Below are 26,542 nucleotides of genomic sequence, written 5' to 3' on the forward strand. Positions count from 1 at the left end.
GTTGTTCGATCCACCAACATTCACCACCAGTCGCGGAGCGATGGAAGCCGAAAGCCTTGGGTTTTCAACCCAACGTCACCCGCCCACAACAGACCAGCCCCAAGTCGCGGAGCGACGACAGTTGTTTGCCCGCCCCAGCGCCAACCGATTCCCCGATTTGGGTCCCCGTACGATGGACATCCAAGCCCATCGAAACGGAAACCGGAAGCGTGAGCGAGGGATCGCGTGCCATTGCAACGAGCCTGTGGGTCCCTTGCTCACGCGTCGGGTTGTGATTTTCACCACGGCAGTGAGGCCCACGCGGCATGCCCGACGCCGGCCCCCTCCGGGGCGATGGTGGCGAACAGCCGTTCTCACCGTTCCTGAAAGGTGCCACCCAACGCTACGAGAACAACGGTTGAGCTCTGAATTTGTCACGTGACCAGCGTGGGATTTCGGGGGGCAGCGTGGTTGGTGGGCCTGTGAAGAGATTGCTCGGCCCAGGTGGAGTTGGTAGTCCTTCAAGCCCTCGTTGTCCTTTTTCTTCGCCACCGGAGCAATCGATACGTCCAATCAACCGGCTTGAGCATCAGCAACAGGACGATGAAGAGAGGTGGCATGAACACCTTTGCCTGGCTCAAACGTGATCGAGTGGTGCGATCATCCAGCTCATAGTGCATCGTGGTTGACGCGGCCAGTTGGACTCGGAACCAGGCCCAGATCGAACCACACCGTTTGATGCTGGGGTAGTCGCCGATGAGTCTTGAAAGCCGATCACAATACGGAATCATCTCCACGGGATAGATTGCTGCCAGATTGAGTTTGCCAAATCGCGTCTGTTGATCGGTCGTGTCTCGATCATGCTGACGGGAAAGATCGGCTGGCAGGGAACAAGCTCCTGAGAGCAGCTTGACAGCCAACTTCGCTTGCATCTCGCTGATGGTTGGAACGTTGCCGATGATGGGGCGGGCAAACCCAACCAAAAAGAGGTTCCGGAATCTGCGATGGCAACAGCCAAGGTAGAAGTCGCTCAGCTGGATTTCGGAGTCAGTCAGCGCGTGCAAGCAAGATTCGTATCCGATCGCGGGGACGACGATGTCCGGATGGATTTCCCGAGTCCGCTCGCTTTCGAAATCAAAGTAGGTGTTCAATGAATCGGCTGAGGGACCAATGATCGAAATGCGATCCCCGGCGACGGAGTCGAGAAAGCGGTCGCTCTTGTTATGGAACATATTGAACAAGTCATCCTTGGCGGCTCGCGTCAGTCGCAGCGCCCATTCGTTCTTCTTCCGTTCTCGATCGGTTTGTGTATCGCTTGCTTGATCAGGGGGTTCGGTGCGGGTTGGGAACCATCGGCGAAAGGTGTCTGAGTAACGAATGCGTGCCTTCACGAATCGTTCCCCGATCCAATTGCGTAGGTTCGGATGGATCGAGAGCATCAGGCGATTGCGCAAAAAGTCTGAGGGGACGCCGTGAATGGTATGGTACCGAGGGCTGACCCGAATGCCTGATTTCAGCGAAAGGTAAACACGATTGTTCCGTTCCGGGCGTGACAACCGGTCGGCGAAGTCAACTGCCGATTCACCTCCGCCAATCACGACGACCGTTTGATTCTGGATTTGATCGATCTGTCGGGTGTCGTGGAGCACCCTTGCTGTTTGGGGATTGGGGCTGGTGTGATCAGCAGGTTGGGCACCGGATGGCGGAATGGTCCTCGCTCGAGCTGCCAAGCCAGTGCAGATGATCACCGCTTGGAAGATGTCGGTGCGTTGGGGGCTGGTGGTGGTTTTGAGACAGCGAGTTTTGAGTTGCCACTCCTGCGAGGATTCGATGTAGTGGATTTGGTCGACTTGCGTCTGGCACTGGATCGATGAATGAAGCGAGAACGCGGTCGCGAAGGATTCCAGGTACTCGCCGTACTCACCGTCGCAGAAAAAGTCTCGGTAGTCGGACACCCCATCACCCGAGACGCCGTCATCGAACAATGGATAGCAGGCAAACTGCGTCGTGTACTTGGTCGAAGTCGAAACGAATCCGGGAGAGGGATTGCCCCAGCAGCCCGTGATTCGATCTGACTTTTCAAAGCAGACGATGTCCCAATCAGGCAACTGATCGCGAGCGTTCTTGAGCGTTACCAATCCGCTGCTCCCGCAACCGACGATTGCCAAACGTGGTCTCAGCTTCGGATTCGCTGACTGCGAGCCAACCGGTGCAAGCGACGAGTGGTCGCTCACGGCAACACCACGGTCAGGCTCACCAGAACGAAATTGAACTGGCCAGATTCGGGGATGAATAACAGCAATCGCTCACCCGCCCGGAGTGTTTTTGAACGCAGGTAGTGATCGAGCATCACGTAGATGCTGGCGGCACCGGTGTTGCCAACGTCGGCGAGGTTGGTCCAGTAGGGCACCGGCGCCGAGGTGTTGGCGCAATGACTGGCGATCACTCGTTCCATTTTGCGTCGAAAGAAGAACGAGGACATGTGTGGCAGAATCATCGCGTATTCGTCGAGCGATTCCCCATGTTGCTGGAGCGACTGCGAGAACGCGCGACCACCGAGTTCAAACATGTATCGCGACAAAATCTTGACATCTTGGGTGAGCAATCCCGTTTCGTTTTCCAGCTTCATGCACAGCGGGGCCGCATGAGCGAAGGAAACGCTGTGCGTCCAGTTCACCTGCAAGGAGGCAGCGGTCGCCGATGGTTGGTTCTGGAGCAAGAACGCTCCCGCACCATCGGACAACATGAATCTCAAAAACACCGACATGAACCACTGGCTGGTCCTCAGATCAACGTGATCGTCTCGGTCGTCGGTCGGTCGGATCCTGGTTGACTTCAGAATCTCAGATGCGTGTTCGGTTCCCAGACAGAGGGCCGCGTCATGGTCGCCTGACTTCACGGCCCGCACCGCACCCACGAAGGCGGCTGAAGACGACGTGCAAATTCCTGAGTGGGAACTGATTTCGGCGGGCCGGTTGAGATAATCTCGATCAGCCAATCGACGATGAATGATGGAGCTCAGGCCTGGACCTGAAAGTGGACAGTGGGTTGTGCCCGCGGCCAGGTAGCTGGGTGAGACTTGGAGGGGGCTGGAGTCCAAGCAATGCATGGCCGCCAGAGTCCCCAATTCATAAACGTCATGCGTCGGAGTCTGGTGTGTGTCCTGAGCGTAGTGCCGCCCGACAATCCCATTCATTCGCAGCACTTGCCGCATCACTTCCTTTTCGCCGGGGATGTTCCCCAAGAATTCGGTTAGGCGTTCATTTGTGACCCGAGGTCCAGGCAAAAAGGATCCGGTCCGCGTGATGAAACAGGGAGCGACAGGACGACTGCTTGGCTGCGAGGGGGACGACTGATTCACTGCTTTGTACTTGGCGGTCGGTTGCACAGCATGTCATACACGACTTCGTCAAAGACGATGTGGTAGTACAGGTACTGGCTCGGATTGGAGAAGAATGCACTGCTGTGGTAGTGCCCGCGGTTGCTGACTTCTTGCATGAAAAAATCCAAATCCACTTGGATTTCTTGGTCGCTCGCATAGATCCGTTTCAGACACCACAGCAGAATGGAGTCCGAACTGAACGAATTCAGGGCACTCATCGTGGTCTTCAAATCACCGAAGACGGTGATCGTTGTCACGATCAACAGAACGATGTTGGTTGCGCCGAGAACCTGCCAAGAGTGCGCTCGGTTTGCGTTCAGCGCCTCTTTGCTGAATTGTTGATGGTCGAGCGGTCGGCGGCTGCGGATGTAGTCGAGATTGTCCAGGAACGCTTGCTTGTCGAAACGATCCACCAACTCATACGACAACAAGTCGTGCCCGATGGTCATGTTGTTGTGGACGGCGGTGGGTAGATTTTCAACCGAAAAATCGCCATCGATGCCGTTCAGCTTCCTCACTTCTCGCGGAGGATCAGCGTTCTGGCGGGCGAGCACATGACGATAGAGGATGGGCTCGATTTGCACGTGCCGCAAAAACAGTTCCGCCGCATCCGTTTTCGCCAAGTACTTCATTCCCCAGGTCATCGTTAGGTCGATCGCGTAGGCCTCAAATCCATACGGGACCCGGTGAAAAACGAACTTGAATGGGAACAGGACCGTGCGGATGAAGAAGTAGGCGACCAACAACAATGGTCGCAGAAAGACAAAATCCCAGTGCGATGTTTCTTTCGCGAATACATCGTTGACGTATGGGTTGATGTACGGAAAGCGGTGCATCGTGGGCATGAGCGGTCTCAAGTGGAAGCTAGGTCAGGGCACTTCGTGGGCGTCTGCGAAACGTCTTGCATGAGAGTGTCCCGAACCGCATTGAATCGGCGCCGCTGACACGCCATCTTCGGTTGGGGTGTGGTGCTGCGACGATGGCGTGAGTTTACAATAATTCAGTGTGGGTCTGGCGTTGCTTCGCAAGACAAGACCCGCATCGTCCGCATCTTTGTCCGGCGGCGTGTTATGCCAACAAAACGCATGGCGTGGCCTCCTTTCGTGCTTCGCTGGTGGAGACACTGGGAAGTTGTGATAAGCAGTTCGGCAGGAGCAGGAGTCTTTCAGCATTTGGAATGCTTTGGGGAACGTCGTTGCTCCCACGTCCAACCGGGGCCAACGCCGAAACGGCTCCCATCGTTGCACCCGATCATTGCTGCCGACCTGCTTCGAGCAAGCACGTTGGAAGAGTTCTGCTACAATTGACGGTCCCGCCCAACGACTCCCCGCCCAGCCGTTCGCACCTGTTTCAAACCCGACTCGATTCACCCCACGGATGACTTCGAGTTTGGAAAACACGATGCCGGCAGTCGTCCCTGCAATGAGTGTCCTGTAGGAATCCCATGCCTAGCCTCTTCCGCCTGTTTGTCTTGCCACTCTTCGTTCTCGCAATGGGGAGTGTGGTTCCCGGACTCCTGTGGGCGGACAAGGTGGACTTTGTTGATGACGTTCGGCCGATTTTGCAGCAGCATTGCTATTCCTGTCATGGAGAGGAAAAGCAGCGGAGTGGATTGCGAGTGGACATCAAGTCAGAGGCCTTCAAGGGAGGCGATGGCTGGGGGCCATTGGTGGTCGCAGGCGAACCCGAAGACAGTCCGTTGATCGAGTGGGTGACCAGCGATGATGAGAATTCTCGAATGCCACCCGAAGGCGATCCTTTGTCATCGTCAGAAATCGCGGTCCTGACGGACTGGGTCGAGCAAGGCGCCGACTGGCCCGACGGAGTCGATGAGGCAGTGTTGGAAGATCGCATGGACCATTGGGCGTTCCAGCCGGTCGTGATGCCGGACATTCCTCGGGTTTCAAAGGTTGATTGGCCGCGCGGCCCCGTCGATCGAATGGTCCTGGACCGATTGGAACAGGAAGGACTGTCGCCTTCGCCGCCAGCAGACCCCGTGGTTTGGTTGCGTCGTGTGACGTTTGACTTGACTGGATTGCCTCCCACGCCGAGCGAGGTGAACGACTTTCGAAAGCGCATCGAGCACGGTGAAGAGGCGTACTGCGAAGTGGTGGAGCGGTTGCTGAATTCCCCTCGCTACGGTGAACGCTGGGCACAGCACTGGCTGGATGTGGTTCGCTACGCAGACACGCATGGTTTTGAGGTCAACACCGAACGACCGAATGCCTGGCCGTACCGCGATTATGTGATTGAGTCGATGAACAAGGACACGCCCTACGATCAGTTCATCAAAGAGCAGATCGTGGGAGACGCCTTGGGGCGGGATCGGGCCACCGGATTCCTGGTCACCGCTTCCGTCCTGTTGCCTGGCCAGATTGGTGCCGACGAGCCTTCGAAACGATTGGCTCGGCAGGACTCGCTCGATGAGATCGTCAACAATGTTTCGCAAACGTTTCTTGGATTGAGCGTCGGTTGTGCGCGGTGCCACGATCACAAGTTCGATCCGATCTCGGCCAAAGACTACTACAGCATGCAGGCGTTTGTGGCGGGGGTCGAGTACAAGGATCGTGAGTTGAAGACGCCCGAATCCGAAGCACTCAAAAAACAGGCGGGCGTCTGGGCGAAACGGGTGACGGAAATTGATGAGCAGCTCTCTCTGTTTGTTCCCCTCGCCCGGCCGAAACCCGCGGACGGATCGCCGGTTCGCGCCACCAACGCTCGTGAGAACACCGAGACCTTTGAGCCGTTGGAAGCAAAATTCATTCGGTTCACGATCCACGATTCCAACTTGCATCCCAGCCTTGGTCTGATCGCCCCCTGCATTGATGAGTTCGAGATCTACACCGACGAAGCGGAACCACGAAATGTTGCTTTGGCTTCCTTGGGCGCTCAAGCAACCGCGTCGGGGAGCGTGGAGTCCAGCAATCACAAGTTGATCCATCTCAACGACGGCAAGTACGGGAATTCGAGCAGCTGGATGTCCGACACCAATGGCACGGGGTGGGTGATGTTTGAATTGCCGGAACCGATGCGGATTGGGAAAGTGGTTTGGGGGCGCGACCGTCTGGGAAAGCTGACGGATCGACTTGCGACGTCCTACACCTTGGAAGCGCGAGTCTCGGAGGACGAGCTGACAACGTTGGCTCATCTCGAACCGCGTCGCAGATCCGTTCAAGCGAAGAGGAACACCGATCGGATCACCCCGGTGCGAGCCAATCGCTTGCGTTTCACCGTCTTGGCAACCAATCGATTGGAACCCTGCTTGGATGAGTTGGAAGTCTTCAACACAGAGGGCGAGAACGTTGCCTTGGCGAGCAGGGGGACCTTGGTCAAGACATCTGGTGACAACCTGGTCGCGAACCGTCACGACCCGCGTTTCATCAACGACGGTCGGTACGGCAACTCGAGTTCGTGGATGTCCAGTGAAGACGGCAAGGGCTGGGTCGAACTGCAATTCACTACTGAGCAGGAAATCGAGCGGGTCGTGTGGGGACGGGACCGTGAGGGGCGATACGATGATCGCTTGGCGACCGAGTACCTCATCGAAACGGCCCTCGATCAAGATTGGCGGCGGATCGCTGACTCCATGGACCGTGTGGTTTGGGAAGCCGGTGCCAAGCCATCTGCTGAGTTCCTCCTGGGCGGATTGACGCCCGATGAGACCCGGTTGGCCAGCGGCCTGCAGAAAGAGAAGACCGAACTCGAAAAGAAGATTCGTGAAAGCGAAAATGGTCCCTCGGTGTTCGCGGGAACGTTTCGCAAACCCGATGACATTCACTTGTTGAATCGAGGCGATCCAGAGCAACCCAGGGAAGCGGTGGTTCCCGCGGTGCTGAGTTCGTTGGGCGACGTGCAACTTTCTGCCAAGACTCCCGAACAGGAACGCCGGCAAGCATTGGCCGATTGGATTGCGCGGCCCGACAATCCGCTGACGGCGCGCGTGATGGCGAATCGAATTTGGCAGTGGCATTTTGGTGTCGGCTTTGTCGACACACCAAACGATTTCGGTCGGAATGGATCGCAGCCCACGCACCCAGAACTGTTGGACTGGCTCGCTTTGGAATTGATTCGTGGTGATTGGTCGATCAAACACATGCATCGCGTGATCGTGTTGTCCTCCACCTATCGCCAATCGACTCAGCACAACGAGCAGGCGGCTGCGAACGACGCCGACGTGCGGTGGTTGTGGCGTTACCCGTCGCGACGCCTCGATGGCGAAGCGATTCGGGATTCCATCTTGGCAGTCAACGGTCGGCTCGACCGGAGCATGGGCGGACGCGGTTTCAGCCTGTTCAACAAACGAGGTGGCTTGTCCGGGTTTGTTCCTGTGGAGTCGTTCCAAGGCGAGGGACTGCGACGGATGATCTATGCCCACAAAGTGCGTCGTGAGCGGGATGCCGTGTTTGGCGCGTTTGATTGTCCCGACGGCGGACAGAGCGCCGCTCGCCGGATCGAGTCGACAACGCCCATTCAGGCTCTCAATCTGTTCAACAGTCCCTTCACGATCGAACAGGCGAAAGCATTCGCGGACCTGCTGCAAGAGCAGGCCAAGGACGATGTCAGCCAACAGGTCCAGCAAGCCTACTGGGTGGGGCTCAACCGGGAACCGTCTGACGAAGAATTGTCAGACGCCGTGTCCGTTGTTCGCGAATTTGGGTTGGAGACGTTTTGTCGAGCCTTGTTCAACTGCAATGAATTCTTGTTTCTCCCTTGAGTTCCAACCCGTCCCTTGCGATTCGTCCATTCTGTTTCCTTCCAAACTGCCCGTTCCACCATGTCCACTCCTCACCTTTCCAACGGCGGTCGTCAGTTTTTGAATCGCCGCGGGTTCCTCGGCAATGCAGCGACCGGTTTGGGATCGATCGCGCTGTTGGATTTGTTGGCCAAGGATCGACTCTTGGCCAATCAACCGCAGATTGACCCGGCTCGTCCGTTTGCGACGCGGCCCAGTCATTTTCCGGCCAAAGCCAAGAATGTGCTGGTGATCTTTTGCGCCGGAGGGGTCAGCCAGCTCGAAACGTGGGACTACAAACCGGAGCTCATCAAACTCGATGGGCGTCCGTTGGAAGGTGGGCCGGCGGTCACTTTTCAAGGGCCGGCGGGCGACTTGGCTCGTCCGCAATACAAGTTTCGCCAACGCGGCCAGACCGGGAAGTGGGTCAGCGACATGCTTCCGCACCTGGCGGAATTGACGGACGACATCGCCTTCATTCACTCCCTGACCAGCATCACCAACACGCACGGGCCAGCCGAAAATTTCTTGTCCACTGGCAGCCAGTTGGATGGGTTTCCCAGCTTGGGATCGTGGACCAGTTACGCACTGGGGACGGAGAACCAAAACCTGCCCGCGTATGTGGCGATTCCCGACCCGCGGGGCGTGCCGCAGAACGGTTCCAACAACTGGGGGCCTGGATTTTTGCCGGCGGCTTTCCAAGGCACGACGGTCAGTTCGAAATCGCCGATCCGACACCTCCGCGCCCCCGGCATGTCAAACGTTGCGGACGACGCCAGTCGTGCGTTGCTCAAACGGATGAACGAACGCCATTTGGAACAACATCCAGGGGACAGCAAATTGGCGGCTCGGATTGCCAGCTATGAACTGGCCGCTCGGATGCAATTGAGCGTGCCCGAGATCACCGATTTGACGTCGGAACCGGCCCACGTGTTGAAAAGCTATGGCGCGGATGATGAGTCCAACCCGACCCGCGCGGCTTACGCCAAGAACTGCATCCTGGCTCGTCGTTTGATCGAAAGCGGCGTCCGATTTGTGCAGTTGTTCAATGGAGCCTACGCCAGCGGCGGTGCTCTGAACTGGGACGGGCATGGCAAGCTGAAGGAACAATACGATACCCACGCCGAGATTCTGGACCAACCCACCGCGGCGATGATCAAAGACATGAAGGCCCGTGGGCTGCTCGAGGACACGTTGATCGTGTGGTGCACTGAGTTTGGACGCATGCCGTTCTTTCAAAAGGGTGCCAAAGGTCGCGATCACAACCCCGATGGATTCACATGCTGGATGACGGGCGCTGGGGTGAAGCCCGGTGTCAGCCACGGAGTGACGGACGAACTCGGGCAAAGGGCCGTGCAGGATATCCACCCACTCTATGATTTGAATGCCACGATCTTGCACCTGCTGGGGCTTGACCACGAGCGTCTGACCTTCGAACACAACGGCATCGAACGCCGCCTGACGAATGTCGAAGGGCATCTGATTCGCGAAGTTTTGGCGTAGGCAGCGAGCTTTCGTTGCAACCGCACTCGGGGTTCATTCGGATCGCTGTTTCATGCCGAAGGTAAGGAGCTACGGTGTCGGGATGTCGTTGAGGATGAAGTCGACGGCGTCTTGTGCGACGGAAGTGGGGGACTCGTAGATCAGTTTGGATCCCGGGGGAGGTGAGCCGGTGGCACCGAAATCAAACAGGTAGCCAATGCCGACGCCGGAATCCGTTTGGCGAAACACTTGGTAACCCAAGTGGTCCAGTCGGGTATCGTCGTTCAGTAAAACGTAGGCATCGTTTTCAAAGATCCATTGACGATGACTCTCCAGCGATCGGCCGGCGGATTGCAATTCGACACCGACCCGAATTTCGCGAAGCGGATCCGCGTCCCGAACGGATTCGATCGCGACGGTCATTTGGTCTTCCGTTTGAGAAGCCGCCGGGTCGTTGAGATCCAACGAAAATGTTTCTCGACGACCTGGGATCATCGCGGTGAGCGTGCCAGACAGCCGCTCGATCTTTTCAGCGGGCAAGCTGGGCAACTGCATCGGCAGAAAGAACTCGCTTTGAGCCATTTCACTGTTGGTTGCGATGTCGATTGTCTCGCCGCTGGTTTGCGGAATCAAGGCTTCCCCTGAGTCCAGCTTTCCGTTGACGGCGCTGATGGGCAGCGACAACCCAATCGGCGTTCGGTTGGGTTGCCATTCGATGCTGAGATTGAGATTCATTCCGCTCAGTTCCGGTGACCGCAGAACACGTCGGGCCGTCACCACGGTGGGTTCGAGCCGATAGATGCCAACGTAAGCGGCCGACTCGACTCGAGAAGGACGGTTGGCCTGGCGAGGAATCAGCATCAGCGTCGTCCGGTCGCCGCCGTAGAAATTGATGTCCAAGTTCGCTTGATCCAGAACATGATCGACCGCGTGCCAAAAGTTCAGCGGTGAACGCGGGGCTTGAATCGATTGGCTGGGATCGACACCGGGGCCGGCGGCTTCGAGATCAAACTCGACTTCGCTGGCCGCCGAGATCGCTTCGAGAGCTTCGCCGAGAGTCTTCGCGTTTTGAAGCCGAATCAGTTGCGTCTCGATGTGCGTTTCTGCTTTGCGAGTCGCCCATTCGGCACGGACACGATTGAGGCGTTCGCGAGCTTCGATCGACAGGTCATCCAAAATTGACGGCAGGTAATCTGACGCGTCCGGTCCCGCTTCGATCAACTTCTGCTCGGCAGCACGACGCGTCTGGGCTTCGTCGGCATCGAGCTCGGCGATCCAGATCGGAACCTCCAGTTCCAAGTCGGTGGCTTCCGTCGTGTCTTGTCCAAACAGCGGCGTCCCGGCGATGGCAGTCAGGCAGAGGGCCATCAAGGTCACCGCAATCGGGACAAGCCGATGGTGCGTGACGTGAAAACGGTGCATGTCAAGCTTTCGAGAGAAGTATTGAACTAAAAAATTGGTGGTCAGCGTTAAAACCGTGAGGGTACGAGGAACCTTCCGTCCAAAACCGGTGTCCGCCCGTCCGACGCTTCAATCTTAACCTAGGCTTGAATAGATCGCGTGGGTGTTGGGGGGCATCAACGGTTCGGTTGTGTTCTTGTGTTGCTCCTCGCCGTTGAATTCCAGCATGTCGATGACTTTCACCACCATCGCAAAATCATTGAACGTCGTGCCTTCTGGCAGGCGGAAGCGACCTGCGTCCAGCGGCAGGACTCGATCGCGACGAAAACGTGGTGTGGGCTTGGCCGCTGCGATCCTGTGCAGTGGATTGTTGCACAACGAAGCCGGCGGTGAGCCCGTCACGCCCGCGTCTCCTGAACGCTCTCAGCACCTCGTGTCTTCCAAAACACTGGCTCCCTCGATTCGACCGGGGTTGGTCGAATTTCGAATTGGGAACAAGTGGCAAAGCGGTCTGCACTTGATTGAGTCGCAAGATGAATCGCTGGTGATTGGCAGAGACGGTTGGTTGCACACGATCAGTCGAACAGAAAAATCAGAAGCGATGCGGTCGGTCACGGGAAAATTCCTGCCGACCACTTCGGTCGAACTTCGCAACCAATTGCGGGCTGAGTTCGGCAGGGAGTTTGAGGTGATTGCCACCCAAAACTTCTTGGTGGTCCAACCCCGAGGCCGCGGGAGTCGTTGGCCGAAAATGTTTGAGCAATGTCATCGCTCGTTTGTGAACTACATGGAACGACGCGGCGTGAAAGTTCGCGAGGGTCGCTTTCCGATGGTGGCGGTGGTTTTGCCCGATGCTCGCGCCATGTACGACGAGATCGCGAGATTGGGAATCGATGTTTCGCGTGTCGCCGGTCTGTACGCAAACAAGTGCAACCGTGTGATGACGCATGACGGTGGTGCCTTGAGTTCCATCGCAGCGACCGTTCGCCATGAAGCGGCTCATCAATCGGCCTTCAATTGCGGCGTGCACAGCCGAGTCAACGACACCCCGAGCTGGGTGACGGAAGGCATCGGTCAAATGTTTGAACCCACGGCGATGAGTTCGGGACGAAGCGGAACCCGATTGGTCGAGCGTGTGAACAAAGACTCGGTCCGGCAACTCCGTGAAACCATCGACATGGATGATCCCGCGGAAGTGGCGCGATGGGTGGACCGGATGATCCGCAGCGATGACCTGTTTCGCAACCCGACCACGATCCACACCGCCTACGCACTGGCTTGGTCGATGATGTTCTACCTGGCCGAACGTGACACCGAGGCTTTCGCGGACATTTTGAACTTCACGGCCACACGGCCCCCGTTTGAAACCTATCGATCCGGCCAACGGATGATCGATTTTGAACGCGTGGTGGGCAGCGACGTGCGTGATTTCAGCAATCGATTGACGCGGTTCGTCGCGAATTTGCCGTCCCAATAGTTGCCTGACTCCAGTGGCCGTTCATGAACGGATGGCGTTTCAGATCCGGCGATGTTCGCTTTTGATGCGATTGGGCTCCCCCGGCGTTTGAGCGAAGCAGGTACGCAGGTGTCATCGGGTATGTGAGCCGCTGGCGTTAGCCACGGTTTTCACGCACAACCCAGGCTAACGCTAGACTATCAAAAGGTTGGTATTGACACGGAAAATGCGACGTTGATTTTCATTCTGTCCTACGCCCCAACGGGGCAGCTCTAAGATAGCCCCAGGCATCGCCTGGGGTTTCGTTACGGAGATTCCGACACCAGCCCCAACGGGGCGGCCCTAAGAAAGACTCCCCAAAACCCGCTAGGACCGCCCCCGTTGGGGCTTTGTAATCTTGGTCCCGCCACAACCCAGGGCGTTGCCCTGGGCTGGCATAGGGCTGCCCCGTTGGGGCGAAGTCGAGGAACAAAACCTGCGCAGTCCAAAGCGGTGTCAATACCAACCTTTTGACAGCCCAGGCGAACGCCCAAACGGCTCACAGGGTTGTGCTTGATCACTCCTGCCGACCTGCTTAGAGAACCTTGGTTTGGCCGGGGACCGCGACCGCGTAGTTTCCGTCGGGAAGTGGCTGAACGGGGGCGATGTCCTGAAGGGAATTCAGCGTGTCAACGTCGGCCAAGCAGTGGCCGCTTTGCAGGGCCTCGTTCCAGCGAACAATTTTGCCCGAGTAGCTGGCCATTCGCCCCATGATCGCGGTCATGGTGCTGGTCGCCCCGTATTCACCTTCGTTGGGAATCTCTCCATTTCGAAGTGCTGCGAAGAGGTCGTTCTGGGCTTGCTGGCAGCCCTTGTCTTTGGAGTTCTTCTGTGCGCTCTGCCAGACCACTTTGCCGCTGGTGTCGCGAATGATCGCAGCGCTGATGTCACAGGACCCTTGCGTGCCATGGATGTGTTCACTGACGGTGTTCCAGCAGCCACGAACATGGCGGCATTGACTGAGCAGTCGCACGTCCTTTGCGTAGGTGAACTCGACCATGTGATGATCAAACGTTTCGCCGAGCGTTTGATCGGATCGTGAATCGCGGCCGCCTTGGCCTTGGGCGGAGACCGGGTGCTGACCGAGCACCCAATTGATCACATCCAGGTTGTGAACGTGTTGTTCGGCAATGTGGTCGCCACCAGTCCAGTTGAAGTGTTGCCACTGGCGAAGTTGATATTCCAGTTCTGAAGCGTGGTTGGGACGAGGCCGCAGTTTGGCCCCCGCACCGTTCCAGTAGGCACGGGCGAAGATGGGGTCACCAATCACACCTTCTTGAAGGCGTTCAACGCATTCCCGGTAGCGTGCTTCATGGTGGCGTTGCAGGCCAACCGCGACGGCCAAGCCCTTTTGTTTCGCAATTTCGTTGGCCGCCAGAACACGCCGGACGCCCGGCGCGTCGGTCGCGACCGGTTTTTCCATGAAGACATGTTTGCCGGCTTCAATCGCTTTCTCAAAATGCAGCGGACGGAATCCGGGAGGTGTGGTCAGGAAGACGATGTCGGCATCGCTTTGCAGCACGTGTTTCCAACCGTCCAGCCCGACGAACCGAGCCCCGTCAACATCGACTCGCTTCCCGTCGGGCCCACTTTGACCATGTTTGCTTTTGATCGCTCGATAGGCCGATTGCAGATTGTTTTCGAACACGTCGGCCATGGCGACCAAGCGAGTCGCTCCGTCCGTGTTCATGGCTTGGATCACAGCGTTGGTGCCACGACTGCCACAACCGATCAAGCCAATCTTGAGTGTGTCGTCGCCGTAGACATGTGCCCCCTGAGCGACGGCGAGGTTGGTGCCCAACACACTGCCGCCGGCCAGCATGATGCCGCCGCTTTGGATGAATTTGCGACGATTGGCGCGTTGGTCCAAGACGGCCGATCGCTCCGAACCGGAAACCGGATCACCAGCGGGCTTGTTCGACGACGCGTTGTCGGGCTGCACGGGGGAGCGAGAGGGCATGAAGTGTTCGCGAAGGGGATTTCGACAGGCGGGGACAGAGACGCGAAAACGACCCTGTTGCAGCGTGCAGTTTACCCCAGTCGAAACCGAGGGGCTAACAATGACGCAGTGATGAACGTCAATTCCGTCAAATGTTGGCCTATTCGTTCGGCTTTTTCAGTTTGATCAGGCCAGCTGCTTCAGCTTTTTTCAATTCTGCCTGCATGTCGACGTAGTTGGGTTCAGGCAGTTCCGGGCCTTTGCGAACGACTTCGGCGGAGATGATCGCGTCGGGAGGCAGCTGAATCTTTTTCTCGTCGCTCTTCGATGGATCGCGGCGACGCATCGCACTGACCCGGTCCATGCCTTCGATGACCCTTCCGAACACGGTCTGGTGACTGGAGGCCACGGCGACGGGCAGGAAGAAAATGGCGAATTGGGAGCTGGCGGAATTTTCGATGAAACGGCCTTCGCCCATGGGGATCTTCGCCATCACCACCGAGCCCCTGAGGACGTGATGCGCGTTTTCGTTGGTGTGCTCATCGATCAAGAATTTGCCGCTGTTGCCGCGTCCATCACCGGTCGAGTCACCAGACAGCGCCAGCATGTTGGAAACCACCTGTGTGAAGTCCAAGCCGTCGTAGAAGCCGTCTTCGACCAGTTGGATGAAGTTGGCCACTGTGGAGGGAGCTTCTTCTGGATAGAGCTCGATCAGAACATCACCGCGAGTGGTCGTCAGGCGAACTTGTGGCAGCGAATCCCGATCGATCTTCTCCATTCGTTCTTGTTCTTCTTTGTATTGCTTTTCCAACTCATCCAAGAAGTGCTTGTTGGCGAGGTCCACCTGTTCGAGTTCGTCCTGTCCGAGCGATTCGTAAACCTTGCGTGCCGTCTCGAAATTCCCATTGGCAATCCCCGCGCGGGCGGCGGCGAGGAACAGGTAGCGGTAGTTTTGGCCGATGTCGATCAACCTCGCTGCGGCTTCGAACGTGGCGAGATCGTAGATGTCATTGTCAAAATGGTGCTGGACCATCGTGACCATGTAGCTGGCCGCTTCAGGACTGGGAAGCAAACGAAAAACCTTGACCGAGTTTTCCATTTGCTCCTGCATCAGGTCCCAGGTTTTGTGTTGCTGTGCCCGAAATGCTTTCGAGGCATCCCGGCTGCGATCGATGTCGTTGTTGTAGCGAATGTGAATCTTGCGGAGTTCCAGCATCGATGCCAGCAACTCTTTGTGAGTGGCTCGGAATTTCGCATAAACCTCCTCCGCTTCTTTGCGAACGTCGTCGGGCATCTCCGCCATCGTTTTGGCGATTGCCTCGGGATCGTCTTTGACTCGGCCACCGTCAACGCCCGGTTCTGCGGCATCGGCGTTGCCGTCGGGGTGCTCATGCGGATGCTGTTCCGGATTGGCACCAGCATCCTGTGCCGACGCTTGACCAACCCAGCCCACCTGAACGTTGGCGACCAGTCCTGCCGTCAAGAACAAGCCGGCGAGGATCGGGGCAGTCGCTAGCCGGCGTGACCGTCGAAAATGGAAGGGCGAGAGAGCGAGCATTCGAAAAGCCGAAGAAGAAAAAACAAGCGAAAGGTTGCCCAAGCACACCAAATCAGGGGCGATCGCGAAAGGGCAGGGCCGTCCATCGAAAGGGCCCGTCTATTCGCAAAGCCCGTCAATTCGCAGGGGTTGGCCCCGGCAAGAAACCTTCGTTCAGAAGGATCCTTGTTCGGGACGTACGCACGAACTTGGGCGATGGTTTGTTTGCTCACAAGGATTCGAAGCGAGTCCTCCTGGGCTGATTGGACGGAGCGAGGGAGCAGGAGTTGTTCCGCGGCGGATTTGTTTTGCGTTGGCGGCTTGTCGAATCACGTGATACCGTTGAATTTATGGTCCGCTGCTGGACGCCAGCCCACTTTGGCTGAGCCCGGCGCTCGGTTGCTTTGACCCTTGTTGCCCGTTCTTTTCCGGTTCTCCGACGGATCGTTTCATGACCAGCTCTCCCTCCCTCGCCTTTCGAATCGGACTGGGCTACGACTCACACCGGCTGGGAGAAGGCGGTCCACTGCGAATCGGTGGGGTTGAAATTCCTGGGGATTTTCATGCCATCGGTCACAGCGACGCCGATGTGTTGCTGCACGCGGTGACGGACGCGTTGATGGGAGCCATCGCGGGGCCTGACATCGGCCGGTTGTTCCCCGATGACGCCGAAGTCAACCGGGACCGTGACAGCCGCGACTTTGTCGTCGAAGCCCTCCGGCGAGTGCAGCAGGCGGGGTACGAAATCAACAATCTCGACGCGGTGATTTTGGCCCAGAAACCGAAGATGGCACCGCACATTGACACGATGCGGGAATCGCTTGCGGAGATGTTGCAAACCAGCGTCGAACAGGTTGGCTTGAAGGCCAAGACTGGTGAAGGCGTCGATGCTGTCGGACGCAGCGAAGCGATCGCGGCCAGAGTCGTGGTGATGCTTCACCGCCGTTGAGAGGCAGAATGCCGATCAATTCCTCGCGGATCAATCGGAGCCGACGGGGCCGATGTACTCGATGCTGCCGATGGAAGAGGTGTTGGCCTGGATCTTGGCGATCGCTTCTTCCATGGCGTAGTACTGGGACAGCAATCGTTCGCGTTGGGCGTCCAACCGAGTGTTCATCGAATCGACCCGGTCATCGTTGCGTTCGATGTGCGCCGACAAGGTCTGTGTTTTGCGAATCAACATGCCGTTTTCAACGCCGGCGTAGGTGTCGGCGAGTTTCTTCAATTGGCCGACCATGCCAATGTTCTCGTCCTCGTCGTTGGTCTTGTTGAAGAACTCTTCGACGGCATCGGTGTCGGTTGCCAAGGCCGCTTTCAATTTGGTTTCGTCGACTTGAAGTTGGCCATTTTCATCGATCCGCACCCCGATCTGGCTGAAGGAGCGAATCGAATCACCGCTGCTCGAAGGCAGGGTTCCGGTCAACAGTCGCGAATACCCGTTTTGGATCCGCAGGGTTTCGGAAGATCCGAATAGCAACCCCACTTCGTTGGCTTCCGCATCGAAGAAGGTCACTTCCTCGATGTTGTCGATCAGTTTGTTGTATTGATCCGCAAATCGTTTGATGGCGGAAACGATTGTGTCGTGATCGTCGTCCACGTTGACGCTGATGGGATCGTCCGACAATTCCTTGACGGTCAGGTTCAGCCCGCTGATTTCGTCTTCAAACACGCCGTCGGTGGAGGTCAGGAAACGCTCGGTTCCGCCGTCGGTCGAAATCGACAACAGAGCGTCTTGGCCTTGCGAGGCGGTTCGCAGGTTCAGGTCGACCCCTTCCAGGTTGACCGAGATTCGCCCTGCCTCGCCGCCTTGTTTGCTGCGGATTTGCAACCCGTACGACCCGTCGGAGTTCGACACGATCGATGCGTCGGCATAGCGATCCGAGGCGTTGATCTTTTCGACAATCGATTCGAGCGTGTCGTCTTCGGTGATCTCGATCGAAACGGATTCGCTGCCGACGAGGCCTTCCCCGGGGGCGGCAGTGCCCGCCAATCCCAAACTGGCGGCGACGGTTCCCGTGCCAGTGTCTTCGATCTTGAGCGTGGATGCACCGCCAGCGGTGTCGGTGACCACGACGCCGTCACCGCTTTCGTTGAGGGCTGCTTCGACGCCGATGTTCAGGGAGTTGATTTGATCGATCAAGTCGCCGATCGTTTCGACCTCGTCAACGGCCAAGTTGATCCCGGCAACCTGACCGCTGCTGTCGCGGATGGTGAAACTGCCGGTGCCGACGCCTGCTCCAGCGTTCAATTCGGAAAGTTTGGTGTCGACTGTCACCGATTGGAAGTTGAGGTCTTCACCAACCACGATGTCATCGGTGGTGGAGGCAGCGATGCCGAGATTGGTCGCGGTATCGTCGGACGAACTGATCTCGAAGGTGCCGGCACCACCCGAGACGTCCCGCAGTCGGAGCCCGTTGCCGGCGTCGTTGATTCGAGCGATGACATCCAGCCCACTGCCATTGATCGCGTCAATGACTTCGTTGAGTGAGGTTGCACCGGACAGGTCGACGCTGGCCGTGCTGCCGTCGCCCGTTTGAATGTCGAGGGTCGTCAATGTCCCCAGACCGTTGCCACCGCCCAATTGCGACAGGCTGGCTCCGTTGAGTGATTCCACTCCGTCGGGCATTGGAATGTCGTGGCCTTCGACGGTGCTGGCGGCCTCATCGATTCCGTGCAGACCAAGGTCAGCGGCGGTTTCTGCGGTTCCGAGTTGTTCGACTTTGAGATTGCTGAGAGTTTGACCAGTCTGATCAATCAGTTGAATCTTGCCGCCGGATGTTGTGGCTTGGATGTCAACGTCCGCGTCGTTGATTGCCTGCAGCACATCGTCAACGGTGCGAGCCTGGGAGAGGTCGACTTCCGCGGAGGTTCCGCTGCGGTCGGTCAGCCGGATCGAACCGCCCTCGACGCCCAAGCCGTTGTTGAGCTGGGAGAGGCTGACTTTGGTGTCAACGAATCCGCTTGGTTTGATGGTGAGCGAACCCGACAGGCTCAGAGCGTCGTCGAAGGAGCTGAAAGTTTGCGCGGAGGCAACACTGTGCGTGGCGGCCGTTCGGAGCGTGCGAATCAGGTGGTTGCCGTTGGAGACCTCGTCGCGAGTCGACACGGACAACGCATCGTCATTGGACGACGTCGCGTTCTTGCTGCTGAACAGAGCCGATGAGCCGAGCGCATCGCCAGACAGTTGCACGCCAATCACGGACGCTGTCAGCGAGGCGATTTGTTGTTGCTGACCAAGCAGCTCTTCTGTTTTCGCAAGCAGCCGATCGCGGGGTTTCCCACTGATGGCCATCAATTGATCCACCGTCCCGACGATGTCGGTTCCGGTGACCAATCCGATCGATGATTGCAAGCGAGCCATGACGAACCAAAGAAGATTTGAATGAGTGAGACGAAAAACGCATGCGTCTCAATCCAGCATCCTTCTCATCGGCAAAGTCGGCCTGTTTGGTCCACTTTTCGATGCCCGGTCTGTGTATCAATTGGCAAGACGTCGGGAAAAGAAGGGGGGGTGCATGATCCCAGTCCCCGCCTTTGGCGGCCAACACCGTTCGGGACGCAATCGCTGGATTGTGACTCTGAAGCCTAGGCCGCTCTCGCGACGGAGGCGGCGAGCTCAGTGGACAACCGTCCGGTTGGGCTGGGATTTCCTGCCGAGTGCGTGAACTCTGGCGGTTGTGCTGAATAGACCGGCTTCGCGTGCCGCGGACAGGACCACCAACCCGAAGTGCTAGCGAGACTGTGAAGCGGAGATCTTCGCTTGCGCTTCGGGTTCGTGTTGTAGGCGACGTATTGTGGGGAACAGAGCGTTGTGGGCCGGTCCGGGCCGACCCTCGTTCACGCAGCGGGTGCGAGCGACCCAGGAAGGACATTCTGAACGCGCGCAAAAAACTAGACGGTGTCTCCGCCAAATCAGCCCCGGACGAGCTGATTCAGCGGGAACACCGTCCCGTCATGTGTTGCCGTGACTCAGCGGAAGAGTTCTTCCTCTGCGTCAGGGGGGCGTGTTCTGGTTGCGTTCAACTCACCAAGGAGCGCGAACGTAGTTCAAACCGAATTGATCGGTGTGGCTGGGCCAGTTCGGTGTCGCTCGAAAACGACCCGGGGCCGCTGCACCTGGCGTGCTGGCATTGCGGCCGTACTGGTGATAAATCGGGTGGTTCGTGTTTTGGCTGACGCCCCACGAGTACGTTTGCCGCAGGTGAGCGGTCGGGGGGACGACCATCGCGGTCGGTTGCCCGTAAGGGGCGTAGTAGTAGTTGCTGTGCCAAGCACGGGTTTGTGCAAAGTTGTGGTTCCAAACCTGGGTCACCGCGTACGGGTCTCCTGCTTGGGCTTGTTCGGATGAACCGGCCAGGCCGCTGAAAGCAGCCACGGCGGCGAGACAAAGGACGATGCGTTTCATGGCTCGGGGATCCTCGAGGACGGTGGTTTTGGCAACAACCTTCCGCTGCGAACAACGGACGGGGGAGTCTGTTTCGCGGAAAGGTCGCGTTGCCAGAGGCTGGATCAGCGAGGCAAACGCAACGTGTTCCAGTAGAAATTGCTGGCGGCTTGGCGTACCGGCGGGCTGTAATAAATCGCTCGCGTGCGGTTCATACCACGCCCATTGTCATAATAGTTGTGGTAGCGGTCTTTGTGCCAATAAAGCATTTCGTTGGGGTACAAAGGCTGGTACGTCAGGTAGGTGCTCCCGACATTGGGAGGAACCGGCACAGGCGACACGAACATTTGAGCGTTCGCGGCATTGGCAGGGCCCTGGGTGTAGTAGTTGTAGAACAGGTCGGGCTGCCCGTACTCGCGTCCTTGAACGCCGGCAGCGTCGGCGGATGCTCCACCGCAATCACCGTTCGCACATCCGCCTGCAGCGGGGCCGGTGTCGCTGGTTCCAACCACGGTGTCGCTGACGACTCGTGAGCTGACGATGTGTTCGCCCTGTGCCATCGCGGCGGGAGCAAACAGCGTGACGCTGGCAGTTCCGATGGCGATTGCAGCCACGGTGCGTGAGCGGCGGGTGATTTGCGTGGCAATAGTTTGGGCCGTCGCCACGGCTGCTTTCCAATTTCGCTTCATCTCGCGTTCCTCCTCGAACGACGACGGACCAGTTGTCTGGGATTTGGTTTCGACGCGAATTGGAAACAAAAACAGCCGATACTGATGCGGCATGATGATCGTGAAAGGCGGGGGATTTCGCCCAGCAGGCACGGTTCGCCCAGCTCGGACGAGCTTTTTCAATCCCGATCGGCGACTCACGCGGACCAAACGCGGCAATCCGCGGTTTCGCTAACAACCCCGTGGTCGCTATAACCCCCAAACTCGCATCCTGACCCGCGATCCTGCATTTCATCCCCTCACACCAAACGTCCCCAACGATTGAGGTTGATTCCGCGTGGCGAAACGTCGCAAAACTTCCGATTCCGCATCCAGTCGCTCCAGTTCGGCCAAGAACAGTCGCTCCAAACGAGGCAAAGTCGATCCGTTTGATGAATCGCTGTTGGCCGCGATCGAAAACATCCCGCTGCGATTCGCGGCCCAAGACCGCTACCTGAACTACTCGCTGTCGGTCATCACCAGCCGGGCGTTGCCGGATGTCCGCGATGGCCTCAAACCGGTCCAGCGGCGGATTCTGTACACGATGTCGCAGCAGCGACTCGATTCGTCGGCCAAGCACCGAAAGTGTGCCAAGGTCGTCGGTGACGTGATGGGGAATTACCACCCGCACGGTGACAGTTCGATTTACGAAGCCTTGGTTCGGATGAGCCAATCGTTCTCGTTGCGGATGCCAATGATCGACGGCAGCGGCAACTTTGGCAGCATCGATGGCGACAACGCGGCGGCCATGCGGTACACCGAGTGCCGCATGACACCGATCGCCTCGGAAGTCTTGGCGGATCTTTCCAGCCGCACGGTGGCGTTCAAGCCAAACTACGACGGCACGCGAGAAGAACCGGTTGTGCTGCCCTCTCGCGTCCCCAGTTTGCTGGTCAACGGAGCGACCGGCATTGCGGTGGGGATGGCGACCAACATTCCTCCTCACAACTTGAAAGAGGTCTGCAACGCGCTGCTCAAGCTGTTGGCCAATCCGGAGATCAAGGATTACCAACTGGTCGCTGGTGATGCGATTCAGGGGCCGGACTTCCCCACTGGTGGGCACATCACCAACACCAAAGAGGAACTGCGTGAGATCTATGCGACCGGCACGGGCACGATCAAATTGCGTGGTGTCGCCGAAGTCGCCGAGAAGTCGCGAACAGGCGACACCCTTCGGATCACCGAGATTCCATTTGGTGTCAACAAGGCTGCGATGGTCGAACGCATCGCCGAACTGGTGTACAGCAGCAAACTGCCATTGGTCCAAGAAGTCCGCGACCTCTCAACGGAAGACATTCGGGTCGATCTGTTGCTGAAGAAGAACGCGGACCCCGACAAGGTGCTGGCGTATCTCTTCAAGCACACGCCGCTGCAAACCAACTTCAACGTCAACCTGACTTGTCTGACCCCGACCGAGAACCCCGAAGTCGGTGCGCCCAAACGACTCGGTTTGAAAGAGATTCTGTGGTACTTCCTGCACTTCCGTTTGGATGTGCTGACCGCACGGCTCACCAATGAGCTGCGGGCCCTGGAGAAGAGGATTCATATCCTCGAAGGCTTCGCATTGATCTTCGATGCGTTGGACGAGATCATCAAGATCATCCGCAGCAGCGAAGGCAAAGCCGACGCCGCCGAAAAGATCATGAAGCGGTTCCCGGTCAAGGAAATCGCAGCGGGCAAGTCCCGTCGAAATGTGCAAGCTTCCAATGGATTGGACGCCGAGCAAACCGATGCGATTCTGGAATTGAAGCTGTATCGTTTGGCACGCTTGGAAATCAACGTGGTGCTGGACGAACTGAAGAAGAAACGCAAACGCGTGGATGAGATCAACAAATTGTTGGCCGATGATCGAGACGATTACACGTCCTCGGGACGTTGGGCGATCATCAAGGGCGAATTGCAGTCGTTGATCACCGAATATGGCAACACCCCCGACGGCCGACGTCGAAGCGCGCTCATCGTGCCGACCGAAGAAGTGGAGTACACCGAAGAAGACTTCATCGTCGCCGAAGATTGCCACGTCATGGTCACCGTCGACGGCTGGGTCAAACGACAAAAGCAAATCGCGGATCCTGCGAAGAGTCGCCTCCGACAAGGGGACGCCGTGCTGGCCTGTGTCGCCGGCAACACCCGCACGACGATCGCATGCTTCAGCAGTTTGGGCGTTTGTTACACCGCTCGCATGATCGACATCCCCGCCTCCACCGGTTTTGGCGAACCGATTCAAAAGTTGTTCAAATTCAAGGACGGGGAACACATCGTTGCTGCGTTGTCGATGGACCCCAGAATTCTCGGTGACATCAGCGAAGACCCCAAGGGGAATTACTATCCCGCGATTCATGGGTTGGCCGCGACGACGGATGGCTATGCCCTGCGGTTTGGTTTGCAGCCCTTCGCGGAACCCTCCACGCGGGCTGGACGCAAGTTCGCTCGAGTGAAACCGGGGGCCGGCATCGTGGACGTGGTGCCGATCACCGGAACCGAAACCGTGTTGGCTGTTTCAGCGGACGCCCGAGCCATGGTTTGCCCCGCCGATGAAATCAATTACTTGTCCGGTGCTGGCAAAGGCGTGCTGTTGTTGAAACTGGCCGCCAGCGACAAATTGCTCGGATTCAAACCTTCCACGGGCGACCGAGATCTGCTCAACGTGGTGACCAACCGGGGTGCGAAAAAGACGGTTTCGACGGCCAAGTACCGCACCACATCGCGGGGCGGTCGCGGAATCGAACTGCAGAAGAACGGCAAAATTGCCGAAATTGTTCGCGATCCCATTGAACCGCCACCCGTCTTCGAAGACTGACGCTGTGGCACACTGCCAATCCTGTCGCCCTGGCAACTCGCCTGGGCTGACAACTTCACCCACCCTTCGACTTTCAACGCCTCATCTGCATGTCCGTTGCACCGAAAGAATACAACGCCAAAAACATCACCGCGCTGGAAGGCCTTGAGCCTGTTCGCAAGCGTCCCGGCATGTACATCGGTGGAGTGGGATCCACTGGTTTGCATCACCTGATCTGGGAAATCGTCGACAACTCGGTGGACGAGGCCATGAATGGCCACGCATCCGAAATCACGGTCACGCTGCACAAAGACGGGCAAACGGTTTCAGTCAGCGACAATGGTCGCGGCATCCCCGTCGACAAGCACCCCAAGACGAAAAAGTCAGCCTTGGAAATGGTGCTGACCGTGTTGCACGCGGGGGGGAAATTCGAAGGCGACAACTACAAAACGTCCGGAGGTCTGCACGGGGTCGGGGCTTCGGTCGTCAACGCGCTCAGCAAAGAACTGATTGCCGTCGTCAAACGCAACGGGGCGCAGTACCGGATGACGTTCTGCCGCGGTCATGCCACATCGAAGTTGCAGAAACTGCGCGGCACCATTCGTGGAACGGGCACCACGATCACGTTCACCCCAGATCCGACGATCTTCCCGCGAACGACTTTCAACGGGGACACGATCAAGCAGCGTTTGGAAACAGCCAGCTTTTTGCATCGGGGTGTGAAGGTCACGTACATCGATGAAGTTGCGAAGACTCGCCAGACGTTTCTGCACGAGAACGGCATCGTGGATTACCTCGGGAAGGTCATCAAGGAACGCGAGGCGCGGACGATTCACGAAACCCCGTTCACCTACCGTGTCGATGCCGATGACCGTGTGGAAGTCACCTTGCAGTGGACTGAGTCGACCGACGAACACGTTCGCAGTTACGTCAACGGGATCCCAACGGGCAGCGGCGGCACCCACGAAAATGGCTTCCGGGGCGGAGTGGTCAAAGCCGTTCGCAACCATGTGGACACGCACAGCCTGACGCCTCGCGGGGTCAAGATCACGCACGAGGACATTCGCGAAGGTCTGATTGCGATCGTCTCGATCTTTGTGGCGGAGCCTCAGTTCCAAGGCCAAACGAAAGACCGATTGAACAACCCGGAAGCCCACGGAATCGTCGAATCCGGTGTGCGGAGTGCAATGGAGCAATGGCTCAACAACAACCCCTCGGTTGCCGATGCCGTCATCGCTCGAATCGTCGCCGCGGCAAGGGCTCGCGCCGCGTCACGGGCCGCCAGTGAAGCGGTTTCCCGAAAAGGTGGCTCGAAGCGTACGATGCTGCCCGGCAAACTCTCGGACTGTGTTTCGGGAGGCAAGGGAAAATCGGAACTGTTCATCGTCGAAGGTGACTCCGCAGGCGGCAGTGCCAAGCAAGGCCGTGACCGAAATTGCCAAGCGATCCTGCCACTGCGTGGAAAGGTGCTGAACACCGAGTCGGCGACCCTCAAAAAGATTCTGGACAACAAGGAAATCCAAGACATGATCGCGTCGCTGGGGTGCGGCATTGGGCCGTCATTGAACCTCGCGAATTTGCGGTACGACCGCATCATCCTGCTGGCTGATGCGGACAGCGACGGTCATCACATCACGACACTGCTGCTGACCTTCTTTTATCGGCACATGCCCGCCTTGATCGCCGACGGTCGCTTGTTCATCGCGGTTCCCCCGCTGTACCGAATCGACATCGGCAAAGAAACGTTTTGGGCGGCCGACGAAGACGATCGCGAACGCATCTTGGCAAAACACCAGGGACGGGCGAATCCGGAAATCACCCGTTTCAAAGGTTTGGGCGAGATGATGCCGAAGGTGCTTTGGAACACGACCTTGGATCCAACGAAGCGGACGTTGCTGAAAGTGGAGATCGACGACCATTTGGAAACCGACCGCACCATCAGTGACTTGATGGGCCGCGACGCATCGGCTCGCTTTCGGTTCATCATGGACCGCGCCGAAGACGCCAGCGAAATCGACGTGTAAGAAGGTTCGCCGCGGCCAGTTGCTGGGCATTGAATCGACGGTCTTGGAAGTCCTTCGGACGAGGTGGGTTGTCGGCTGGGCTTCCGACCCCTCCGGTCGAAGTCTAGCTGGGTTTGACTTGTCCGATGCTGGACGGGCAAGCCTTCAAAACCTCGCTGACAATTTCGTCCATCGTTTGATGACTGGTGTCAATTCGCAAGTCCGCGGATTCACGGTAGAGCGGTTCGCGGTTGGTCATCACCATTTGGACTTCATCGAAGACTGATTGATCCGTCAGCGAGGGACGTCGATCGGCGGTGGTTTCATCGCCAGCCAACCGAGCCATCAGGATTTCAGGTTCGGCGTCCAGCCAAACGCACCATCCTGAATGGGCGATGAGTTTGCGATTGGCCTCGCGAAGGATCGTGCCTCCGCCGAGAGCGATCACATGCGTTGGCCGCTGGGCAACTTCCACCAAGGCGGCTTCTTCACGATCGCGAAATCCGGATTCGGATTCAGCGGCGAAGATCTCCGCGATTGTTTTTTCTGCCGTCGATTCGATCACATCGTCCAAGTCGACGACTGGCAAAGACAACCGCTGCGCTAAAAGTTTCGCAAGCGTACTTTTGCCGCACCCGCGGTAGCCGGTCAAATAGAGATGCTGAGGTTTCACTGCGTCAATGTTCATGACGCGAAACGCTACCAGCCCACGGTTCGATTGA

17 protein-coding genes are annotated in these 26,542 nt (G+C 57.7%); 6 read left to right on the top strand and 11 right to left on the bottom strand.

The window, feature by feature from the left end:
- Positions 1-500: 500 nt before the first annotated feature.
- From PSR62_RS15970 to PSR62_RS15980, 3 genes are all read right to left on the bottom strand, one after another.
- Positions 501-2,213 (bottom strand): FAD-dependent oxidoreductase, encoded by a 1,713-nt coding sequence (locus PSR62_RS15970; protein ID WP_274403998.1) that lies wholly within the window; start codon positions 2,211-2,213, stop codon positions 501-503.
- Entirely contained in the window at positions 2,210-3,223 is a 1,014-nt protein-coding gene (locus tag PSR62_RS15975; protein ID WP_274403999.1) for a 3-oxoacyl-[acyl-carrier-protein] synthase III C-terminal domain-containing protein, read from the bottom strand. Before PSR62_RS15975 ends, PSR62_RS15970 begins: the two co-directional genes overlap by 4 nt.
- 113 nt (positions 3,224-3,336) lie before the next feature.
- Entirely contained in the window at positions 3,337-4,206 is an 870-nt protein-coding gene (locus PSR62_RS15980) for a DUF6999 family protein (RefSeq protein WP_274404000.1), read from the bottom strand.
- 599 nt (positions 4,207-4,805) lie between these two features.
- Here PSR62_RS15980 and PSR62_RS15985 point away from each other — a divergent pair.
- Together PSR62_RS15985 and PSR62_RS15990 are read left to right on the top strand one after the other, a co-directional pair.
- On the top strand, positions 4,806-8,075 hold the full coding sequence (locus PSR62_RS15985; protein ID WP_274404001.1) for a PSD1 and planctomycete cytochrome C domain-containing protein: 3,270 nt from the start codon (positions 4,806-4,808) through the stop codon (positions 8,073-8,075).
- 60 nt (positions 8,076-8,135) lie between these two features.
- Positions 8,136-9,596, top strand: coding sequence for a DUF1501 domain-containing protein (locus tag PSR62_RS15990; protein ID WP_274404002.1), 1,461 nt, complete (start codon positions 8,136-8,138; stop codon positions 9,594-9,596).
- Between the two features lie 69 nt (positions 9,597-9,665).
- Here PSR62_RS15990 and PSR62_RS15995 read toward each other — a convergent pair whose 3' ends face one another.
- Together PSR62_RS15995 and PSR62_RS16000 are read right to left on the bottom strand one after the other, a co-directional pair.
- Entirely contained in the window at positions 9,666-10,997 is a 1,332-nt protein-coding gene (locus tag PSR62_RS15995; RefSeq protein WP_274404003.1) for a hypothetical protein, read from the bottom strand.
- 114 nt (positions 10,998-11,111) lie between these two features.
- Entirely contained in the window at positions 11,112-11,378 is a 267-nt protein-coding gene (locus PSR62_RS16000; protein WP_274404004.1) for a hypothetical protein, read from the bottom strand.
- A gap of 31 nt (positions 11,379-11,409) precedes the next feature.
- On the opposite strand from PSR62_RS16000, the gene PSR62_RS16005 reads away from it, so the two are divergent.
- Positions 11,410-12,453, top strand: coding sequence for a DUF1570 domain-containing protein (locus PSR62_RS16005; protein ID WP_274404005.1), 1,044 nt, complete (start codon positions 11,410-11,412; stop codon positions 12,451-12,453).
- Positions 12,454-13,006: 553 nt separating this feature from the next.
- Here the strand turns inward: PSR62_RS16005 and PSR62_RS16010 are convergent.
- Both PSR62_RS16010 and PSR62_RS16015 read right to left on the bottom strand, forming a co-directional pair.
- Entirely contained in the window at positions 13,007-14,431 is a 1,425-nt protein-coding gene (locus tag PSR62_RS16010; protein WP_274404006.1) for a Gfo/Idh/MocA family protein, read from the bottom strand.
- Positions 14,432-14,570: 139 nt separating this feature from the next.
- The gene (locus tag PSR62_RS16015) at positions 14,571-15,968 is read right to left on the bottom strand and encodes a peptidylprolyl isomerase (protein WP_274404007.1); all 1,398 of its coding nucleotides are present in this window, start codon (positions 15,966-15,968) and stop codon (positions 14,571-14,573) included.
- Between the two features lie 430 nt (positions 15,969-16,398).
- Here PSR62_RS16015 and ispF point away from each other — a divergent pair, with 430 nt between their 5' ends.
- The gene (gene ispF, locus PSR62_RS16020; protein WP_274404008.1) at positions 16,399-16,896 is read left to right on the top strand and encodes a 2-C-methyl-D-erythritol 2,4-cyclodiphosphate synthase; all 498 of its coding nucleotides are present in this window, start codon (positions 16,399-16,401) and stop codon (positions 16,894-16,896) included.
- Between the two features lie 30 nt (positions 16,897-16,926).
- Here ispF and fliD read toward each other — a convergent pair whose 3' ends face one another.
- The 3 genes from fliD to PSR62_RS16035 all read right to left on the bottom strand — a co-directional run bounded on the left by fliD (position 16,927) and on the right by PSR62_RS16035 (position 21,020).
- Complete coding sequence (gene fliD, locus PSR62_RS16025; RefSeq protein ID WP_274404009.1) at positions 16,927-19,308, bottom strand: flagellar filament capping protein FliD; 2,382 nt, start codon at positions 19,306-19,308, stop codon at positions 16,927-16,929.
- Between the two features lie 663 nt (positions 19,309-19,971).
- Entirely contained in the window at positions 19,972-20,352 is a 381-nt protein-coding gene (locus PSR62_RS16030; protein WP_274404010.1) for a hypothetical protein, read from the bottom strand.
- Between the two features lie 104 nt (positions 20,353-20,456).
- Positions 20,457-21,020 (bottom strand): hypothetical protein, encoded by a 564-nt coding sequence (locus PSR62_RS16035; protein ID WP_274404011.1) that lies wholly within the window; start codon positions 21,018-21,020, stop codon positions 20,457-20,459.
- A gap of 316 nt (positions 21,021-21,336) precedes the next feature.
- Between PSR62_RS16035 and PSR62_RS16040 the strand changes: the two genes are divergently transcribed.
- Both PSR62_RS16040 and PSR62_RS16045 read left to right on the top strand, forming a co-directional pair.
- On the top strand, positions 21,337-23,838 hold the full coding sequence (locus PSR62_RS16040; RefSeq protein WP_274404012.1) for a DNA gyrase/topoisomerase IV subunit A: 2,502 nt from the start codon (positions 21,337-21,339) through the stop codon (positions 23,836-23,838).
- Positions 23,839-23,927: 89 nt separating this feature from the next.
- Positions 23,928-25,841, top strand: coding sequence for a DNA gyrase/topoisomerase IV subunit B (locus PSR62_RS16045; RefSeq protein WP_274404013.1), 1,914 nt, complete (start codon positions 23,928-23,930; stop codon positions 25,839-25,841).
- A gap of 103 nt (positions 25,842-25,944) precedes the next feature.
- Here the strand turns inward: PSR62_RS16045 and PSR62_RS16050 are convergent, their stop codons facing one another.
- Positions 25,945-26,508: a shikimate kinase gene (locus tag PSR62_RS16050; RefSeq protein ID WP_274404014.1), complete on the bottom strand. Its 564-nt coding sequence runs from the start codon at positions 26,506-26,508 to the stop codon at positions 25,945-25,947.
- Positions 26,509-26,542: the final 34 nt, after the last annotated feature.

It is taken from the genome of Rhodopirellula sp. P2, from assembly GCF_028768465.1.
Taxonomy (GTDB): domain Bacteria; phylum Planctomycetota; class Planctomycetia; order Pirellulales; family Pirellulaceae; genus Rhodopirellula.

Coding starts and splice junctions, on each gene's coding strand:
- PSR62_RS15980 (WP_274404000.1), bottom strand. CDS start 4,206: ATGCCCACGATGCACCGCTTTCCGTACATCAACCCATACGTCAACGAT.
- PSR62_RS15985 (WP_274404001.1), top strand. CDS start 4,806: ATGCCTAGCCTCTTCCGCCTGTTTGTCTTGCCACTCTTCGTTCTCGCA.
- PSR62_RS15990 (WP_274404002.1), top strand. CDS start 8,136: ATGTCCACTCCTCACCTTTCCAACGGCGGTCGTCAGTTTTTGAATCGC.
- PSR62_RS15995 (WP_274404003.1), bottom strand. CDS start 10,997: ATGCACCGTTTTCACGTCACGCACCATCGGCTTGTCCCGATTGCGGTG.
- PSR62_RS16010 (WP_274404006.1), bottom strand. CDS start 14,431: ATGCCCTCTCGCTCCCCCGTGCAGCCCGACAACGCGTCGTCGAACAAG.
- PSR62_RS16015 (WP_274404007.1), bottom strand. CDS start 15,968: ATGCTCGCTCTCTCGCCCTTCCATTTTCGACGGTCACGCCGGCTAGCG.
- ispF (WP_274404008.1), top strand. CDS start 16,399: ATGACCAGCTCTCCCTCCCTCGCCTTTCGAATCGGACTGGGCTACGAC.
- fliD (WP_274404009.1), bottom strand. CDS start 19,308: ATGGCTCGCTTGCAATCATCGATCGGATTGGTCACCGGAACCGACATC.
- PSR62_RS16030 (WP_274404010.1), bottom strand. CDS start 20,352: ATGAAACGCATCGTCCTTTGTCTCGCCGCCGTGGCTGCTTTCAGCGGC.
- PSR62_RS16035 (WP_274404011.1), bottom strand. CDS start 21,020: ATGAAGCGAAATTGGAAAGCAGCCGTGGCGACGGCCCAAACTATTGCC.
- PSR62_RS16045 (WP_274404013.1), top strand. CDS start 23,928: ATGTCCGTTGCACCGAAAGAATACAACGCCAAAAACATCACCGCGCTG.
- PSR62_RS16050 (WP_274404014.1), bottom strand. CDS start 26,508: ATGAACATTGACGCAGTGAAACCTCAGCATCTCTATTTGACCGGCTAC.